The organism is Pseudomonas sp. KU43P (assembly GCF_033095865.1).
In the GTDB taxonomy this organism is placed as follows: Bacteria; Pseudomonadota; Gammaproteobacteria; order Pseudomonadales; family Pseudomonadaceae; genus Aquipseudomonas.
In genome coordinates, this window is record NZ_AP019365.1 from 3,583,428 (window position 1) to 3,600,813 (window position 17,386).

Here is a 17,386-nt window from a genome sequence, read left to right on the forward strand (position 1 = left end):
TTGCCGGCGATAAGGCCGGAACTGTCTGGCTATGCTTCGGGTCAGTCCCATTATGCGCATGCCCATGAAAACCTCACTGGCCCTCGCCATCCTGGCCCTGATCGCCGCCGCCGCCCTGCTCGGCTCACCCTGGATGAACCAGGATTTCCGCATGCCCGTCGAAAAAAACCCTACCCAACAACGCGAAACGGCCGGGTCCACGAGGGAGCCGGCCGCTTCGAACCATCACTGACGCTTAGTGCTTGGCGCTACGGATCTGGTGCACCACACCCATGGCCACCACAATGGCCGCGGCGATGCCGGTGGAGATCACCAGGATCTGGTAGTCAGGCATGAACGCCATGGTCACCAGCGCGGCGACGATGAAGCCGATCACCAGGTAGGTCAGCCACGGGAACAGCCACATCTTCAGGCGCACTTCCTTGCCTTCGGCGATCAGCTTGCGGCGCATGCGCAGCTGCGAGAAGGCAATTACCAGGTACACCAGCAAGGCGATCATGCCGGTGGTGTTCATCAAGGTATCCAGCACGTCTTTCGGGCGCAGGGTCTCGCTGAAGTTGATCAGCGCGCAGACCACGGCCACGGCGCAGGAGCCAATGATCGCGAACACCGGCACGCCGGTGCCGGCGCGAGTGATCTTGAAGAACGACGGAGCGTCACCACGCTGGGCCAGGGAGAACAGCATGCGCGAAGCGGTGTAATGGCCCGAGATCAGGCAGCTGCTCACCGAGGTCAGCACCACGAAGTTCATCAGCAGCTCGGCGTACGGCACACCCAGCAGTTCCAGGGTACGGCGGTAGGCGCCATAGCCGGAGACGCCCAGCTGCGGGTCGTTCCACGGTACCAGGCAGACGATCAGGAAGATCGAGCCGACGTAGAACAGGCACACACGCCATACCACCGAGTTGGTCGCCTTGACGATCTGGGTGGCCGGGTCCTTGGCTTCGGAGGCCGCGATGGTGACGATTTCGGCGCCGAGGAAGGCGAACATCACCCCGAGCAGCGCACCGATCACGGTGGTGATGCCGTTGGGCATGAAGCCTTCGGCGGTCAGGTGGGTCATGCCACGCACTTCACCGAACTGCCAGACGTTCATGACCGCTGCGGTACACACGATCAGGAAGCAGACGATCGCAATCACCTTGATCAGCGCGAACCAGAATTCGAACTCACCGTAGTGCTTGACGTTGAAGAAGTTGACGGTAATCAGCAACAGGGTCGTGGCCAGCACGAACACGTTGACGCTCACATCGGGGAAGAAACCGTGCAGGATCTTGCCCGCCACATATGCTTCCCAGGCCATCAGGATGACCCAGTACCACCAGTACAGCCAGCCGATGGTGAAACCGGCCCAACGGCCAATCGCGCGGTCGGCGTAGGTGGAGAACGAGCCGGTGTCAGGCGAGGACGTCGCCATTTCACCGAGCATGCGCATGATCAATACCACCAGGATGCCGCCCGCCAGGTAGGCCAGGACAGCAGCCGGGCCGGCGCTGTGGATCACGCTGCCGGAACCGACGAACAAGGCGCCGCCAATAACCCCGGCGATCGACATCATCGTCAGGTGGCGCGACTTGAGCGAGGCACTGAGTTTGCTCTCGTGCCCGCTTTTCGCGGTGGTGGTTGTGGATGTTGCGTCCATCAGTTGTGTACCCCGTGCTTCTTTTTATCCAAGGAAAACTGCGAGACCTTGATGGTCTATGGCCTCACGTACATCAGTGCTAATGCGGGCAGGAGGTGTGTGGCAACACACGCAGGCCATCCATGGCGGCCTGCTGACGCGCCCCAGGGTTTGCCCCCGAGGCGAACTGAACATGCTTTATGTGGCGATATCTGACACCTAATGTAAAAATGTATGACACATAGAGCCATGCACAGTGGCATGAAAGTCGCACTGCACTGTACAGGCCGCCCATGCAATACACCCTGCAGGCGCTTGGCGTTACGCACCCTTCAAGGCCCCCCGGAATGCTTGAATTACACCCAGACTCCTCGACCCCGCTGGTCAACCAGATCATCGACGGGCTGCGCGAGCTGATCGACAACCACACCCTCAAGCCAGGCGCCAAGGTACCGTCTATCCGGGCCTTCGCCGCCACCTACTCGGTGAGTACCTTCACCGTGGTCGAGGCCTATGACCGTCTGGTGGCCCAGGGCCTTCTGGTGAGCAGGGGCAACGCCGGGTTCTTCGTCAACCGAGCGGCGGCCGAATTGCTGGACAATCACAATGCCGAAGCCGACACCACTCGACCATCGTTCAACGCCGAGTGGTACCTGCAGCAGATATTCGAAACCCGCCAGTTGCCGTTCAAACCGGGTTGTGGCTGGCTGCCCAACGACTGGATGTACGAAGACGGCCTGCGTCGCGGCCTGCGCCAGGTTGCAGGCAGCCCGCTCGAGCTGTCGGGCTATGGGGACCCGATGGGCCTGCCGGAGTTACGCGCGCTGACTGCGCAGAACTTGCAGCAAGAGTTGTCGATCGTCGCCAATCCGGCGCAACTGATGCTCACCCACGGTGCCAGCCAGGCCCTGGACCTGGCCGTGCGCACCCTGGTGCGCCCCGGTGACGTGGTGCTGGTGGACGACCCTGGCTACCCCAACCTGATGAGCGTGCTGCGTACCCAGGGCGCCACCTTGGTGGGCGTGCCACGCACCCCCAACGGCTATGACCTCAACCACCTTGAGCAGTTGCTCGCACACCACCGCCCGACGGCGTTCTTCACGCAGCCCCACCTGCACAGCCCAACCTGCTCACGCACCCCGCTGCCGCAACTGCATCGGCTGTTGCAACTGGCCAGCCAACACGGTTTCCGCCTGGTGGAGAACAACCTGTACGCCGACATGATCGCCGAGCCGCAACCCTGCCTGGCCAGCCTCGACCACCTGCAGCAGGTGGTGTATGTGGGCAGCTACTCGAAGAGCATCTCGCCCAACGTGCGGGTCGGCTACCTGCTGGCCAACCCGGAGCTTGCGCAGAAGCTGTTGCACATGAAGATGCGTTCGGGCCTGACCACCTCGCAGGTGATGGAGCGCGTGGTGTACGCCGCAATCATCGACGGCCGCTGGCGCAAGCACCTCAAGCGCCTGCGCCAACGCCTGGCCGAGGCACACCAGGATGTGGGCCGGCACCTGCACCGGCTGGGCTTCGATCTGTTCACCGAGTCGGACGAAGGGATGTACATCTGGACCCGGCACCCGGCGATCCCGGACAGCGCGGCGCTGCTCGACGATGCGCTGGAGAAAGGCATCATGCTCGGGCCTGGGCAGTTGTTCATGGTCGATGCCAAACCGACCGGCTGGATGCGGTTCAATGTGGCATTCAGTACGGATCCTGCGATGTGGGAGTTGTTGGAGAAGGTGTTGGTCAAACATGTGCGCCGGGGTGGGCTTTAGGCGCTTGTCGCGGGATTTTCAGCGCCCAGTAGATCGAGCGCCGCCCGCGCGGCGCATCGCGGATAAATCCGCTCCTACATTTGTTGCAACGTACCTATGTCTGATAGGCCATAGTTGCCAGCCTTGGTGGCACGACGCGATTTCTCGACGGGCGCAAAAAGCGGACAACCATGGCCTGACAGGCCGTGGTACGTTGCAACAAATATGTAGGAGCGGATTTATCCGCGATGCGCCGCCGCGGGCGGCGCTCGATCTACTGGCCGCTGAAAATGCTGTGGCGAGCCCCTGACCTACCGCCAATCCCCCTTCTGTGCAAAAAACGCCTGGGCATTCGCCTCGAGGCTCTCCAGGTGATACCCCCCCTCCTGCACAATCACGCACGGCATCCGCAACGCCCGAATCCGCTCGCCCAGCGCCGCAAACCCTTCGGTCGTCACCGCCACCTTGCTCTGCGGGTCCAGCTCGTAGATATCGAACCCCAGCGACAGCACCAGCACCTCGGCACCAAAGTCCTTCACCGCATCCAGCGCTACCTCCAGCTGCCCCATGAAGTCCGCCTCGCTGGCCCCATGGGCCATCGGCAGGTTGAGGTTGTACCCCTCCCCCGCACCACTGCCGCGCTCGTCCTCGAACCCCGCCACACCCGGATAGAAGTTGGTCGGGTCGCCATGGGTAGACACATACAGCACATCATTGCGTTCGTAGAAGATCTCCTGGATGCCCTGCCCATGGTGCATGTCGGTGTCGAGGATCGCCACGCGGCTGTAGCGGCTGCGCAGGGCCTGGGCAGCGACGGCGGCATTGTTCACGTAGCAGAACCCACCGGCCGCATCGAACCGCGCATGGTGCCCTGGCGGGCGGCACAGGGCGTAAGCCGCCGGCTCACCATCAAGAATCGCCTTGGCCGCAGCCACCGCGCTCTGCGCCGACCAGTAAGCCGAGCGCCAGGTGTACTCGCCCACCGGGCAGCTGCCATCGGCCAGGTAACGCGCGGCCTGGGCGAGAATGCCACGCAAGGCGTTGGGCTCACGCACGAAGATGTTCGACATCACTTCATCGCCCCAGTCCTCGGGCACTTCTTTCCAGCGTGCATGCGCCTCTTCGAGGAAGGCCAGGTACGCTTCGCCGTGCACGGCCTTGAGCGGGGCAAGGCCGGCGTCGTCGGGCTGGCGAATGTCGAAGCCAAGGTCCTTGGCCGCCTGCAACAGGCGCTGGGCGCGCTCGGGGACTTCCTGCGGAGTGCGCATGGCGCCTCGCGAGTAGTAGCTGCGAGGGTGGTGCAGCAGCTGTTCGGGATGGAAGTAACAACGCATCAGGCATCTCCTTGTTCTGTATGGCCAGCGCGGGCCAGCACGGCATTGAGCAATACGTCGACACCCTGGCGGGCGTCCTCGGGAAGCACATCTTCGGCCTCGTTGTGGCTCAGGCCACCGACGCAGGGGATGAACACCATGGCCGTCGGGCAGTAGCGTGCCAGCAGGATAGCGTCATGGCCGGCGCCGCTGACGATTGCCTGCTGGGCATAGCCCAGGCCGTCCACCGCTTGCTGCACGGCCGCCACGCACTCGGCATCGAATGGCGTCGCCGGGCTGACCCAGTGGCGCTCGATGCGCACCTGTAGACCGCGCTGGGCAGCAATGGCCTGCAACTGTTGACTCAGATCGCGCTCCATGGCCTCGATGGCCTCGTCACGGTGGTGGCGCAGGTCGACCGTGAAGCGCAGCGAACCTGGAATGGTATTGCGCGAAGACTTGGCGATCGACAGCTCGCCCACGGTGGTCAAGCCTTGCGGGGCGAAATCGGCGGCCAGTTGCTCGACCGCCAGGATCATCCGCGCGGCGCCATACAAAGCATCCTTGCGCAGCGGCATCGGCGTGGTGCCGGCATGGGCCGCCATGCCTTCGACGGTGACATCCAGCCAGCGGATGGCCTGGCCGCCAGTGACGACGCCGATGGCCTTGGCGTTGTCCTCGAGAATCGGGCCCTGCTCGATATGCGCCTCGAAGTAAGCATCGACCTTGCCGCCCAGTGGGCGCTGGCCGGCGTAACCAGTGCGCTTCAGCTCATCGGCCACGCTGATGCCGTCGGCATCGCGGATGGCCAGGGCCTGCTCCAGCGCGAGGGTGCCGGTGAACACTGCCGAGCCGAACATCGCCGGGGTGAAGCGCGCGCCCTCCTCGTTGGTCCAGACGGCGATTTCCAGCGGCTTGCGGGTCTGGATACCCAGGTCGTTCAGGCGGCGTACCACCTCCAGGCCAGCCAGTACTCCGTAAACGCCATCGAAACGGCCGCCTTCGGGCTGGGTGTCGAGGTGGCTGCCCATCATCACCGGGGCGGCATCGGCGTCGGTGCCCGGGCGACGGGCGAACAGGTTGCCGATGGCATCCACCGACAGGCTCAGGCCCGCTTCGCGGCACCAATGGCTGAACAGCTCGCGGCCGGCCTTGTCTTCGTCGCTCAGGGCCAGGCGGCGGCTACCACCGCGGGCGGTGGCGCCGACTTCGGCCATGGCCATCAGGCTCGCCCACAGGCGCTCGCCGTTGCTTTTCAACATAGGGGTACTCCTCACTAAAACGGATGATTCAGGCCAGTTCCGGCTGCTGGCTACGGGTGTACTGGCGCGCCAGGGCCAGCACGCAGACCAGGGAAATGCTGGCGATCAGGGTGTAGAACACGGCCATCGGCCACCACTGCCCGGTGAAGGTGTGGGCCAGCCAGGTGCCGATCAGCGGGGTCAGGCCGCCCGCAATGGCACCGCAAACCTGATAAGCCATGGAAATGGCGGTGTAGCGCACGCGGGTTTCGAACATGCCGCTGACGTAACCGGCAATCACCGCGTAGAACGAGGCCATGCACGCGGCAGCCAGGGCGATGCCCAGAACGATCAACGGACCCTGGCCTGAGCTGACCAACACGAACATCGGGTACGGCGAAGCCATGGCCAGCAATGCCATCAGGGCCAGGAAGCGGGTGGCGCCGAGTTTTTCCGACAGCCACGCGGCCAGCGGCTGCACGCAGAACTGGATGATCGCCACGAAGAACAGGCACTCGAGGATCAGCGACCGCTCAAGGTGCAACTGCTGGGTGGTGTAGCTGATCATGAAGGTATTGGTGAAATAGACTCCGGCAATGCCCAGGGTATTGGCACCGATGCACAGCAGCAGCGGGCGCCAGGCGGTGCGTAGCACTTCCAGCACCGGTGCCTGTTCCTTGCGCCGGGCTTTTTCCGCCTGCTCACGGCTGGCCAGGAACTCGGGGGACTCGTTGACCCCCAGACGAATCGCCAGGCCCACCAGCAACAGCAGCGCGCTGGCCAGGAACGGCACGCGCCAGCCCCAGCTCATCAACGCTTCCTCGGGTAGACGGGTGACGGTGCCAAAGGCCAGCAGCGAGAGAATCAACCCCGCCGGGCTGCCCAGTTGGGCGAACGAGGCAAAGAAGTTGCGCCGGCCCTTGGGCGCATGCTCCCCGGCCATCAGCACCGCGCCGCCCCACTCGCCGCCCACGGCGATGCCCTGGACCACACGCAGGATGATCAGCAGCACCGGTGCGGCAGTGCCGATCTGTGCGTAGGTCGGCAGCAGGCCGATGCACACGGTGACGATGCCCATCATCAGCAAGGTGATGACCAGCGATTTCTTGCGCCCGATCCGGTCGCCCACATGGCCGAACACGATGCCGCCCAGCGGGCGGGCAAAGAAGCCCACGGCAAAGGTGCCAAAGGCGGCCATGGTGCTGAACAGGCTGTTGTCGGAGGGGAAGAACAAGGCGCCGAACACCAGCGCGGCGGCAGTGGCGTAAATGTAGAAGTCGTACCACTCGATCATGGTACCGATGAACGCGGCGGCGGCGGCACGGCGCGGCTGGGGCGAAGCGTTTGGCTTCATGGGGGCTCCTTTGCTTGTTTTTCTGGCAGGAGTTGGAGGGTCACGGTGGCGCTCTGGCGGCGCTCTGACTGCGATTTATCGTCCCGGGGCTATGATTAGTCAATTTTCTATTTATTATTCGAACTATTAACCACGCTTATCATCGAGCCCGACATGTCCGACCGCCTGCTCAACGACCGCCTTGACTGGAACCTGCTGCGCACCTTCCGCGTCATCGGCCAGGAATTGTCGATCAGCCGCGCCGCCGCGCGTCTGCACCTGACCCAGCCGGCGGTGAGCCAGGCGCTCAAACGCCTGGAAGACCAACTGGGCCGACAGTTGATCGCACGCCGCGGGCCGCGCTTCGTGCTCACCGATATGGGCGAGCAGTTGTTCCAGCTGGCCGGTGAGGTATACGGGCAGATGTCGCAGATCGGCGGCCTCCTGGAACAACCTGCGGATGAACTGGTGGGCAAGGTGCGCTTGCTGATGATCAGCCGCATCGTCAGCGAGCGTTTCGACGATTTTCTTGCCGATTTCCACCGTCTTCACCCGCGGGTCGATCTGGAAATCGACGTGATGCGCAGCTCCGACATCGTCGCCGCCCTGCAGGAAAAGACCGCCACTGCAGGCCTGAGCCTCAACCGTCGGCCGCAGCCCCGGCTGGAGCAACGCCTGTTCCTGCGCCAGCGCTATGCCTTTTTCTGCGGCAAGCACCATGCCTTGTTCGGTCAGCTGGAGGGCGACCTGCAGCGGGAGAATTTCGTCAGTTTCACCAGCGACCAGATCGGCGGAATGCTCTCGCCGCTGACCATCTTCCGGGACCAGCAAGGGTTTTCCGGGCGGATCGTTGCGTCTTCGCCAAGCCTTGAGGAAGTGCGCCGGCTGGTCATCGCCGGGTTCGGCATCGGCTGCCTGCCGGAGCACGTAGTAGCAGCCGATGTGGCGGCGGGGTTGCTGTGGAAGCTGGCACCTCAGGAAGGGATCGCGGATGTGGACATTCACCTGCTGTGGAACCGGGAACAACGTTTGAGCCGGGCTGAAGAGGTGTTCATCGAAGCGCTGCAAGCCAGCCTTGACTGACAGGCGGGCCGGGCAAAACTTGGATCCCATCCATTGAGAGAGTATGCTACGCACAATAGCCATATGCCATCACTCCAGGCGCACCCTGCGCCTGGTGCTCAAGGACGAGACCCGTGCCCAGCCACCCTACCCGCCATACCATCGCCCGCCAGTGGCAACTGCTCAAGCTGCTGCCCGACCGCCACCCCGGCATGAGTTCCCTGCAACTGCAGGCCGCTTTGGCCAAGGCCGGCCACAAGACCAGCAAACGCACCGTCGAACGCGACCTCAACGAGCTGGCCACGCTGTTTCCGCTGCACTGCAACAGCAAAGGCATGCCCTATGGCTGGTATTGGCAACCGGGGTTGAGCCTGGATGAAATCCAGCAGCTGCAGCCCGATAGACTCTCCCCGACGGAGCAGATCGAATTGCGCGCGTGGGTGGACGATGGCCTTGCACGGCGCCTGGAAGGCCAGCCGCTGTCCGAAGACATGCAACTGGCGCCACAGCGCACCGGCGGCGCGAGGCTGGCGGCTACGGTGGATGACAGCCGTGCGCTGATGGGCTGGCTGTTGTCCCAGGCAGGTTCCATTCGCGTGCAGGCGCCGGAAGCGCTGCGCATGGCCATGGTCGAACAGCTGCGCCAGAGCCTGGCGCTGCACGACGGCAGTCACTGATACCGCAGCGTCCTGAGTCAGCTCCCACAGCAAGTTGTGTGCGGCTCAAGACGGCAATCCAGAAGCCCGCCGCCGCACGCTGCAGGCATACCCCAACCCGAGCACACCCAACAGCAGCACGCCCAGCAGCAACATCAGCTCACTGCTGTAGCGCGCCACCAGCGCCGGGAAGCCGGCGAACTCGCGGTACACCCGGACATTCGCCGCGCCATCGGCATGGCTGATACCGATGCCGCCCTGGCGGATCTGCGCATAGTCGGCATCGAAATAGACCCACACCTTGCACGCCCCGCCCGGTTCGATGCTGGCGATCTCGATCAGGGGCGTGGAGGCTTCGTAGAGGGTGTCGTTGCCCGCAGTATCGCGCACCTGCACCAGCCCCTTGGCCGGCAGGTGGATCCTGACCTCGTGCACGGTTTTTTCGCCCGTGTTGTGCAGATCGATCAGCAGGCCTGTACGGTGATCCACCAGCCCCGCTTCGAACGGTTTGGCGAACATCTGGGCGTAAGGTGCCTGGGCCAGCTCCACCAACCGGTCAACCTGGTCCGGGTTCAAGGCACCTTGGGTGATACGGTTGATGCGCGGCTGCAACTGTTCGTACTTGAGCTGTTCGTTGGCGCGGGTGATGCGCTCGCTGAACTGGCTCGGATAAGTAAGGTAGGCGTAGGTCAGGGAAGCATCCAGGCGTGCAGGGCTCTTGAACACCATGTAGACCAGCAACACGGCGATCAGGGCCAGCAACGTGGCCACGAGGCGTTTTCTGGTGATGTCCCAACTCAACGGTACGATTCCTTCTGTAGCGCCTGGTAAGTGTGAAGCGGACCAAAGAGTGCCAAGTTCAAGGGGCCTGGGCAAGGGCTCAGCGGGCCAGCAACTGCGGCAACGATGCCATCAGCATGGCCACCCCCGACAAGGTCAGCAAACCCAGCACCACCCGGCGGAACGCTTGCTCGCTGATCCCCATGTACATCCGCGTGCCGAGCAATGCCGGCAAGGCCATGGCCAGCAGCACGACGCCGAACGAAGGCAGCATGTCGCGGGTGACCACACCGGTGCCGAGGTAGGTGAGCATCGTCACCAGCAGCATCGACAGGTTGAAGTTCTGGATCACCGCGCGCTGGGTATCGCGTTCGAAGCCGCGCAAGGTACACCACAGTGTAGGCACTGTGCCGGTAAAGCCACCGATACCGCCCAGGGCCCCGCCGAGCATGCCCACCGCGCCGTCGGCCAGGCGGTTGCCCCGCAGCCTTGGCAGGCGCGGCGCCAGCAGCATCAACGGGCACCACAGCACCAGCAAGGTGCCGAACACCGCCTTGAACCAGAGCATGTTGAGGTAAGGCAGCACCCACACCCCCAGCGGGATGCCGGCCAGGCCGCCGAGCACGAAAGGCCACAGCAACGGCCAACTGAAGCCGCGACGCACGCTGAACACAGCGATGAGCTGGCCAGCGAGGCTGCCGAACACGGTCAGCGAAGCCGCCAGGCGCGGCTCCAGGCCCCAGGCCCAGAACGACATGGCGACCATGCCGAAGGCAAAACCGGAAAGGCCCTGGACGAAACCGGCAACGATGGCGCCTATGGCGATGAGGTAGAGCGAGTCCATGGGTATTTGTCAGCTTGGCTTGGTTCAGCGCCATACCATGCCAGAGCTGAGGGCGGATGTCTGCCCGAAACCGGCCTTGTCAGAGCCGGCTTGCCGGCGATGCAGGCGCTGCGGTGCATGGCTCCGGCTTCGCCGGTGATCGCCGGCTAGCCGGCTCTCACAGCAATCACGTCAACTTCTGGACGTGGAGCACGACAGTCACTCCCACAAGGATCGCCAACGCCTTATGCAAAGCGCTCGACCTGCGCCGGGGTCCGGCGCATCAGTACCTTGCCATGACGCACCGACACCAGCGCATGCCCCTGGCTGCGGACCATCTCGTAATCATCGGCCGCCGACAGCAGCAACAGGTTCGCCGGGCGCCCCACCTCGATGCCGTAGCGCTCCCCCAGGTTGAGGGTGCGGGCACTGTTGTCGGTAATCAGGTCCAGGCACCGCTGCAGGTCTTCGTAACCGAGCATGTGGCAGATGTGCAGGCCGGCCTCGAGAATGCGCAGGATGTTGCCGTTGCCCAGCGGGTACCAAGGGTCGACGATAGAGTCCTGGCCGAAGCACACGTTCATCCCCGCCCGATCGATCTCGGCCACGCGGGTCAGGCCGCGGCGTTTCGGGTAGGTGTCGAAGCGCCCCTGCAGGTGGATGCTCTCGGTCGGGCACGAGACGAAGTTGATACTCGACATCTTCAGCAGGCGGAACAGCTTGGAGCAGTAGGCATTGTCATACGACCCCATGGCCGTGGTGTGGCTCGCTGTCACCCGTGCGCCCATGCCACGCACCCGCGCCTCTTCGGCCAGTACTTCGAGGAAACGCGACTGCGGGTCGTCGGTCTCGTCGCAGTGCACGTCCACCAGGCAACCGGTGCGCTCGGCCAGCTCCATCAGGAACTTCACCGACGACACGCCCTGATCGCGGGTGTTCTCGAAATGCGGAATGCCGCCAACCACATCGGCACCCATGGCCACCGCCTCGGTCATCAGTGCCCGGCCATTGGCATACGATTCGATGCCCTCCTGGGGGAAGGCGACGATCTGCAGGTCGACCAGGGCGCGCACTTCTTCACGCACCTCGACCATGGCCTTGAGTGCGGTGAGCTTGGGGTCGGTCACGTCGACGTGGGTGCGCACATGCTGGATACCGTGGTCCACCAGCATGCCGATGGTCTTCTTGGCGCGGGCCTTGATGTCTTCATGGGTGGTGATTGCCTTGCGCTCGGCCCAGCGCTCGATGCCTTCGAACAGCGTGCCGCTCATGTTCCAGTTCGGCTCGCCCGCCGTGAGGGTCGCATCCAGGTGAATGTGCGGTTCGACGAAAGGTGCCACCACCAGATTCTGCTGGGCATCCAGATCTTCCGGCGCCCCCAGCGCCTGTACATCGGCCTGGGGTTGGATGGCGGCGATCCGCTCGCCCTGCAGTTCGATGCGGAACAGGCCGGCCTTGCCACGCAGGCGTGCATTGATGATGTTCATGGTGTTACTCCTTGCCTTGGGCTTCGGTCATGCGCCATATCAGCATAGCGACCGCAGCATTCATGCGAAAAAGCGGGTCGTCCAGGGACTGCCCGCTCAGTTGTTCGATGCGTTGCATCCGTTGGTTGATAGTGTTGCGGTGCACACCCAGGCGCTGACCGGCCTTGAAGCCGTTGCCGTTCTCCATGAGCAGCGCGTCGAGGGTATGCAGCAGAGTATTGGGCTGCTTGCGGCCCGTGCTGCGCAGTGGGCCGAGGGTCTGGGTGACGAAATCGTCGAGCAGCGAACGGTCGACGATCCCCTGCAGCAAGCGCAGCACGCCCAGTTCGCTGAAGTCGCACAGGCCGGTGGCAGGGCGTAGATTTTGCGCCACCTCCAGCGCCTGGCGGGCTTCGTTGAGTGCCTGGCGGTAACGGGCACAGTCCTCGGCGGGGCTGGAAAGGCCCATGAACAGGCCCATCTCCCCCGCCAGCGCCGCCAGTTGCCGATGCAGGTCGGCCAGGGCGGAGCGCAGGTCCGGGGCGTCTGGCAGCAGCAGCACGAACAGGTCGCCCGCCAAGTGCGCAGTGACCGCTTCGGGCCGGCCACGACACCAGGCTTCGAGCAGGTCTTCCAGTGCTTGCCGGGTGCCCTGCCACAGGCGCTCGCCCTGGGCCAGCCCGTGCCGCTGGAACAGCCCGTCGACCGCCGACAGCCGAAGCGCCACCAGCCGGCGCGGCCCGTCCAGGGCCAGTTGCAGGTGCGCCGCACGCTGGCGGGCGATGGCCAGGCTTGGGTAATCACCCGTCAGCAATTGGCCGAGGATGTCGTTGCGCGAACGCCGCTCCTGGCTCATCTGCACCAGTGCGGTGCCGATCAGGTGGGTTACCACCACCATCTTCAGCGCGTAGGGCTGCTCGATCAGCGGCAGGCCCAACTGCTCGGCACGGGCGATTACCGCAGGCGGTATGTGCTGGATGAACGAACCGCCGGTGAGGATCACCATGCCGGCGATGCCCACCGCCTCGCCATCCTCGACCAGGCTCAGCAGGTTGTTCTCGCCACGCGGGTGGTTGATGCCGGTGACGAACACCAGTTCGCCGCCCATCACCCACTCGGCGATGCCTTCGTTCTCGGCCACATAGGGCCAGCGCACCCGCCGCTGCAGGTGGCGTGCACCGGCTCGCACGCGCATGTCCTGCAGGCCCGGCAGGCGAAGGATTTCGTCCAGTGCCAAGCTCACGGCTCGACCTCGGCCTGGCCCAGCGCACGGCGCCGACCGCGCAATTCGACCAGCAGGATGTAGCACAGCGCCGAGGCGCTGATGCCCACCAGCGGGGCCACCCAGGGCGAGGCGTATGCCAGCACCGCGCCGACGGCATAGGCGAACAGCCCGGCCAGGTTGTAGCGCGGCAGGCTAACCGAAGCCAGCGCCGGGTACTTGCCACGATGGCGGTACCAGAAGTCGGCCATGATCACTCCGCCCACCGGCGGGATGATCGACCCCAGTAGCACCAGGAACGGAATCAGCAGCTCGTACATGCCCCCGATCGCCAGCACGATGCCGACACCCGCCGCAGCGAGGGTCATGGTGCGCCGACGCTCGCTGCGCAGCAGGTGGCAGGCGGCAGCCGACACGTTGTAGATGGTCGGCCCTTGGATGGTCCACAGGTTCAGGCAGAGCATCACCACCGCCGCGAACGACAGGCCCTGAAGCATCATCACTTCGACGATGTCGGCCTGCTGATAGACCATCGCGCACCAGGCCCCGGCCACCACCATCAGGCCGTTGCCGAGCAGGAACGCGACGACACTGGCCGTGACCGCCACCCGACCGCTGCGCGACAGGCGCGTCCAATTGGTGGCCTGGGTGGCCCCGCTGGCGAAGGTACCGAAGACCATGGTCACCGCTGCAGAAAAGTTCAGGGTTTCATGCGGCACCAGCGCTGCCAGTTGCTGCAGGCCACCGACATCGCGGGTGGCGATCACCATGGAGATGATCAGCAGCGCGAACATCAACGGCACCGACACCCGCGACAGCAGATCCAGGCCCTTGAAGCCGACGATGGCGGTAATGCTGAAGCCCAGCCCGAACAGCACCATCAGCGGCACGGTGAAGCCAGGGGCCAGCCCCAGCAGCTTGACCAGCACGATGGCCACGGTCGCCGTGCCCCAGGCGTACCAGCCCAGTTCCGCGAAGCCGAGCAGAAAATCCGAGAGCCGGCTGCCCGCCTCGCCAAAGCAGAAGCGGCCCATGAGCACGGTGTTTAGCCCGCTGCGCGAGGCGATGAACGCCAACGCGGCGGCATACAGGGCCAGCAGGCTGTTGCCGATGGCGGCGATCCACAGCATGTCGACGAAGCTGAAGGCCATGCCCAGCTTGCCGCCGGCGAACATGGTGCCGGTGAAGAAGGTGAAGCTGAACAGCACCATGGCGATGGGTAGCAAACCCTTGCGCGCATGCTGGGGCGCTTCGCAGAGGGGAAATTCGGAGGGTGAGCTCATGGTCGGGGTGCTCCGGGTTGAAAGTGCAGCGGCAAGAGCAAGATGCGGGCCGCTTTTACCCACGTGAAAAAAGCCGAAAAAGCAGGCGCCAGGCATACGAAAGCCTGTGCAAAGCGCACATATATGCACTACCAAGGCCAAATGAATGTGTGCCGCGTGACTTATTTGGAAGCGAATATGCACCAATGCGGACCAGGCCTGGGTACTTTTCACCCAGCCCCTTGACCCAGATCATGGCCTGGCGGACGATCGGTGCTTCCCCGAGCAAGGACGAAGGCATGTTACGGATACTGGGCAGAGCGTCTTCCATCAACGTTCGCAAAGTCTTATGGGCCTGCGCCGAATTCGATATCCCGTTCGAGCGTGAAGACTGGGGCACGGGCTTCAAGGCCACCGACAGCCCCGAATTCCTCGCACTCAACCCCAATGCCATGGTTCCGGTCATTCAGGATGGCGGCTTCACCCTGTGGGAATCCAACACCATCATCCGCTACCTCGCCACCCGCTATGGCGCTGCCGGCTGCTACCCGGCCGAGGCGATCGCCCGAGCCCGCGTGGACCAATGGATCGACTGGCAGGCCTCGGACCTGAACCGTTCCTGGAGCTATGCCTTCATGTCGCTGGTGCGCCACTCCCCCGCGCACCAGGATCAACAGGCGCTGGCCGAGGGGTGCGCGCAGTGGGCGCACTACATGCAGATTCTTGAGCGGCAGCTCGCTGCAACCGGTGCCTATGTGGCCGGTGAGCGCTTCACCCTGGCCGACATCCCCATCGGCCTTTCGGTGAACCGCTGGTTCGAGACGCCCTTCGAGCACCCGCCACTGCCGGCGGTGAGCGCGTATTTCGAGCGCCTGACCGAACGGCCCGGCTTCGTCGCCCATGGACGCAACGGCACGCCTTGAAAGACGTGAGCGGCGCCCGGCGCAATTGGCCGGGCGACGCCGCTATAATCCCCCGTCTGAAATACGCGCCCAAGGCCCACCTCCATGCCCCGCTTGCCGAAGCTGCTGTTGCCCCTGCTGATCACTGCTGCCCTCGTCGCCTGCGACCAGAAACCCACCCGCGAAGAACAGATCCTGGCCAACCTGCCGTTGCAGGAAGCCTACGAGCACAACATCGAGCGCATGGCCTCGCTGCTGCGCCGCACCCACCCGCAGCTCGATGAGCAGGCCATCCGCGAGGTACTGCGCAAGCACCTCACGGTCGAGGACCAGCGCCAGGACCTGTTCAAGCTCTACAGCGAGCAGCACTTCAGCGACGCCGAGTTCGCCAGCATCGTTGCGGCCACCCGCGACCCGGCCAAGGCCCGAGCCATGGAGGAAACCGAGGAAGGTAAGCGGCTGAGTGAAAAACTCACCCGGCTGATGCGCGAAACGGCGCGCGACCCCAAGGTACAAGCCCTGGCTGAGCAACGCATGCAGCAGGTGGAAGATGAACTGGCCGAGCAGGAAGAAAAAGCTCTACTACGCTAGTTGTAACAGCACTTGTCATAAAACTGTCGCTTTTCGGTCATAGGATTGACCCCAACCTGACATTTCCTTCTTCATGGATGAGCGTCTCATGCGTCGTGTGGTTTTCAATCAGAAAGGTGGTGTGGGCAAGTCGAGCATCGCCTGCAACCTGGCCGCCGCCAGTGCCGCCGAGGGTTATCGCACCTTGCTGGTGGACCTCGATCCGCAAGCCAACGCCACCTACTACCTGACCGGCCTGACCCACGACGCCATCCCCGCCGGCATCGCCGACTTCTTCCGCCAGACCCTCTCGCCCACCCTTGCCTCGGGCAAGAAGCACCGTGTGGCGATCACCGACACCCGCTACCCCAACCTGCACCTGGTCACCGCCAGCCCCGACCTCGGCGACCTGCAGAGCAAGCTGGAGAGCAAGTTCAAGATCAACAAGCTGCGCAAGCTGCTGGTGGAGCTGGGCGAAGACTACGAACGGATCTACATCGACACGCCACCGGCACTGAACTTCTACACCTTCAGTGCCCTGGTGGCGGCCGAGCGCCTGCTCATTCCGTTCGACTGCGACAGCTTCTCGCGCCAGGCATTGCATAGCGTCATGGCCGAAGTCGAGGAGCTGCGCCAGGACCACAACCCGGCGCTGCAGGTCGAAGGCGTGGTGGTCAACCAGTTCGCCGGGCGTACCGCGTTGCACCAGACCCTGGTCGATCAGCTGCGCAGCGAGGGCCTGCCGGTGTTGCCGGTGTACCTGAGCAGCTCGATCGTGATGCGCGAGTCGCACCAGGCCTCGGTGCCGCTGGTGCACCTGGCGCCACGGCACAAACTGTCGCGAGAGTTCGTCGACCTGCTCGATGCGCTGGAGCGGGCGGCCTGACCTGCGACAACCTGCCGCGCCCGAGGGCTACCCGACCGTTCGTCCGGGTGGTAGATTCGCCGCCATGAAAATCACCCGGCATACCCGCACGCTGACCGCCTGGACGCTCTACGCCAGCGTCCTGTTCAGCCTATTGCTGTGCGGCCTGCATCACGGCCAGATGGGCGGCTTGCGCCTGGCCGGCCTGGAAGGCGGGTTCTGTTCGATCAACAGCGAGCACGGCGTGGCCATCGACCTGGATGGCGCCGGTAGCGACCAGCACATGGCCCAGCTCGACTGTCCGGTGTGCTCCTCGTTCGGCCTGGCGGTGCCCCTGAGCAGCACCGGCTGGTCGTTTGCCCGGCCCCGCAGCGTCGCCAGCTCGCCGATCGTGGTGCGCAGCTGGGCGCAACCGCCGCCCCGTTATCAACGCCCTGCCCTCAATCCCCGCGCCTCCCCCGCCGTCTTCCCCGCAGCAGCCTTTCATTTCGCCTGACCTGAACCGGGCGCGCCTGCCTG

At 64.2% G+C, this 17,386-nt stretch carries 17 protein-coding genes; 8 read left to right on the forward strand and 9 right to left on the reverse strand.

Going from position 1 to position 17,386, the window contains the following annotated elements; genetic code table 11:
* Positions 1-52 precede the first annotated feature (52 nt).
* Positions 53-232, forward strand: a complete 180-nt coding sequence (locus tag KU43P_RS16280) for a hypothetical protein (RefSeq protein WP_317658382.1) — start codon at positions 53-55, stop codon at positions 230-232.
* Positions 233-235: 3 nt separating this feature from the next.
* Here the strand turns inward: KU43P_RS16280 and KU43P_RS16285 are convergent, their stop codons facing one another.
* The gene (locus KU43P_RS16285) at positions 236-1,642 is read right to left on the reverse strand and encodes an amino acid permease (RefSeq protein ID WP_317658384.1); all 1,407 of its coding nucleotides are present in this window, start codon (positions 1,640-1,642) and stop codon (positions 236-238) included.
* Positions 1,643-1,968: 326 nt separating this feature from the next.
* Between KU43P_RS16285 and KU43P_RS16290 the strand changes: the two genes are divergently transcribed.
* Complete coding sequence (locus KU43P_RS16290; protein WP_317658386.1) at positions 1,969-3,393, forward strand: PLP-dependent aminotransferase family protein; 1,425 nt, start codon at positions 1,969-1,971, stop codon at positions 3,391-3,393.
* Positions 3,394-3,683: 290 nt separating this feature from the next.
* Here KU43P_RS16290 and KU43P_RS16295 read toward each other — a convergent pair whose 3' ends face one another.
* The 3 genes from KU43P_RS16295 to KU43P_RS16305 are packed head-to-tail and all read right to left on the reverse strand — an operon-like array spanning position 3,684 to position 7,280.
* Positions 3,684-4,706, reverse strand: coding sequence for a histone deacetylase family protein (locus KU43P_RS16295; RefSeq protein WP_317658388.1), 1,023 nt, complete (start codon positions 4,704-4,706; stop codon positions 3,684-3,686).
* Entirely contained in the window at positions 4,706-5,947 is a 1,242-nt protein-coding gene (locus KU43P_RS16300) for a Zn-dependent hydrolase (protein ID WP_317658389.1), read from the reverse strand. The genes KU43P_RS16295 and KU43P_RS16300 overlap by 1 nt, the downstream gene beginning before the upstream one ends.
* Before the next feature lie 28 nt (positions 5,948-5,975).
* On the reverse strand, positions 5,976-7,280 hold the full coding sequence (locus tag KU43P_RS16305) for an MFS transporter (RefSeq protein WP_317658391.1): 1,305 nt from the start codon (positions 7,278-7,280) through the stop codon (positions 5,976-5,978).
* 153 nt (positions 7,281-7,433) lie between these two features.
* On the opposite strand from KU43P_RS16305, the gene KU43P_RS16310 reads away from it, so the two are divergent.
* Complete coding sequence (locus KU43P_RS16310; RefSeq protein WP_317658392.1) at positions 7,434-8,342, forward strand: LysR family transcriptional regulator; 909 nt, start codon at positions 7,434-7,436, stop codon at positions 8,340-8,342.
* Positions 8,343-8,455: 113 nt separating this feature from the next.
* Positions 8,456-8,998 (forward strand): WYL domain-containing protein, encoded by a 543-nt coding sequence (locus KU43P_RS16315; RefSeq protein ID WP_317658393.1) that lies wholly within the window; start codon positions 8,456-8,458, stop codon positions 8,996-8,998.
* 45 nt (positions 8,999-9,043) lie between these two features.
* Here the strand turns inward: KU43P_RS16315 and KU43P_RS16320 are convergent, their stop codons facing one another.
* The 5 genes from KU43P_RS16320 to codB all read right to left on the reverse strand — a co-directional run bounded on the left by KU43P_RS16320 (position 9,044) and on the right by codB (position 14,551).
* Positions 9,044-9,778 carry a hypothetical protein gene (locus tag KU43P_RS16320; RefSeq protein WP_317658394.1) on the reverse strand — a complete coding sequence of 245 codons (735 nt, stop codon included), beginning with the start codon at positions 9,776-9,778 and terminating at the stop codon, positions 9,044-9,046.
* A gap of 79 nt (positions 9,779-9,857) precedes the next feature.
* A complete protein-coding gene (locus tag KU43P_RS16325; RefSeq protein ID WP_317658396.1) occupies positions 9,858-10,601 on the reverse strand; it encodes a sulfite exporter TauE/SafE family protein in 744 nt (247 codons plus the stop codon).
* A gap of 224 nt (positions 10,602-10,825) precedes the next feature.
* Positions 10,826-12,067, reverse strand: a complete 1,242-nt coding sequence (gene codA, locus KU43P_RS16330; protein WP_317658397.1) for a cytosine deaminase — start codon at positions 12,065-12,067, stop codon at positions 10,826-10,828.
* Positions 12,068-12,071: 4 nt separating this feature from the next.
* A complete protein-coding gene (locus tag KU43P_RS16335) occupies positions 12,072-13,289 on the reverse strand; it encodes a PucR family transcriptional regulator (RefSeq protein ID WP_317658398.1) in 1,218 nt (405 codons plus the stop codon).
* On the reverse strand, positions 13,286-14,551 hold the full coding sequence (gene codB, locus KU43P_RS16340; protein ID WP_317658400.1) for a cytosine permease: 1,266 nt from the start codon (positions 14,549-14,551) through the stop codon (positions 13,286-13,288). The genes KU43P_RS16335 and codB overlap by 4 nt, the downstream gene beginning before the upstream one ends.
* A gap of 278 nt (positions 14,552-14,829) precedes the next feature.
* Here codB and KU43P_RS16345 point away from each other — a divergent pair, with 278 nt between their 5' ends.
* The 4 genes from KU43P_RS16345 to KU43P_RS16360 all read left to right on the forward strand — a co-directional run bounded on the left by KU43P_RS16345 (position 14,830) and on the right by KU43P_RS16360 (position 17,363).
* Entirely contained in the window at positions 14,830-15,453 is a 624-nt protein-coding gene (locus KU43P_RS16345; RefSeq protein WP_317658402.1) for a glutathione S-transferase family protein, read from the forward strand.
* Positions 15,454-15,537: 84 nt separating this feature from the next.
* Complete coding sequence (locus tag KU43P_RS16350; protein ID WP_317658403.1) at positions 15,538-16,023, forward strand: hypothetical protein; 486 nt, start codon at positions 15,538-15,540, stop codon at positions 16,021-16,023.
* Between the two features lie 88 nt (positions 16,024-16,111).
* Positions 16,112-16,888, forward strand: coding sequence for a ParA family protein (locus KU43P_RS16355; protein WP_317658404.1), 777 nt, complete (start codon positions 16,112-16,114; stop codon positions 16,886-16,888).
* Positions 16,889-16,952: 64 nt separating this feature from the next.
* Positions 16,953-17,363, forward strand: a complete 411-nt coding sequence (locus KU43P_RS16360) for a DUF2946 domain-containing protein (RefSeq protein ID WP_317658405.1) — start codon at positions 16,953-16,955, stop codon at positions 17,361-17,363.
* The last annotated feature ends 23 nt before the right edge of the window (positions 17,364-17,386 follow it).

Bases quoted from the DNA above. Each gene is read 5' to 3' on its own strand.
- KU43P_RS16280 (WP_317658382.1), top strand. From the start codon at position 53: ATGCGCATGCCCATGAAAACCTCACTGGCCCTCGCCATCCTGGCCCTG.
- KU43P_RS16285 (WP_317658384.1), bottom strand. From the start codon at position 1,642: ATGGACGCAACATCCACAACCACCACCGCGAAAAGCGGGCACGAGAGC.
- KU43P_RS16290 (WP_317658386.1), top strand. From the start codon at position 1,969: ATGCTTGAATTACACCCAGACTCCTCGACCCCGCTGGTCAACCAGATC.
- KU43P_RS16295 (WP_317658388.1), bottom strand. From the start codon at position 4,706: ATGCGTTGTTACTTCCATCCCGAACAGCTGCTGCACCACCCTCGCAGC.
- KU43P_RS16300 (WP_317658389.1), bottom strand. From the start codon at position 5,947: ATGTTGAAAAGCAACGGCGAGCGCCTGTGGGCGAGCCTGATGGCCATG.
- KU43P_RS16305 (WP_317658391.1), bottom strand. From the start codon at position 7,280: ATGAAGCCAAACGCTTCGCCCCAGCCGCGCCGTGCCGCCGCCGCCGCG.
- KU43P_RS16310 (WP_317658392.1), top strand. From the start codon at position 7,434: ATGTCCGACCGCCTGCTCAACGACCGCCTTGACTGGAACCTGCTGCGC.
- KU43P_RS16325 (WP_317658396.1), bottom strand. From the start codon at position 10,601: ATGGACTCGCTCTACCTCATCGCCATAGGCGCCATCGTTGCCGGTTTC.
- codA (WP_317658397.1), bottom strand. From the start codon at position 12,067: ATGAACATCATCAATGCACGCCTGCGTGGCAAGGCCGGCCTGTTCCGC.
- codB (WP_317658400.1), bottom strand. From the start codon at position 14,551: ATGAGCTCACCCTCCGAATTTCCCCTCTGCGAAGCGCCCCAGCATGCG.
- KU43P_RS16345 (WP_317658402.1), top strand. From the start codon at position 14,830: ATGTTACGGATACTGGGCAGAGCGTCTTCCATCAACGTTCGCAAAGTC.
- KU43P_RS16350 (WP_317658403.1), top strand. From the start codon at position 15,538: ATGCCCCGCTTGCCGAAGCTGCTGTTGCCCCTGCTGATCACTGCTGCC.
- KU43P_RS16355 (WP_317658404.1), top strand. From the start codon at position 16,112: ATGCGTCGTGTGGTTTTCAATCAGAAAGGTGGTGTGGGCAAGTCGAGC.
- KU43P_RS16360 (WP_317658405.1), top strand. From the start codon at position 16,953: ATGAAAATCACCCGGCATACCCGCACGCTGACCGCCTGGACGCTCTAC.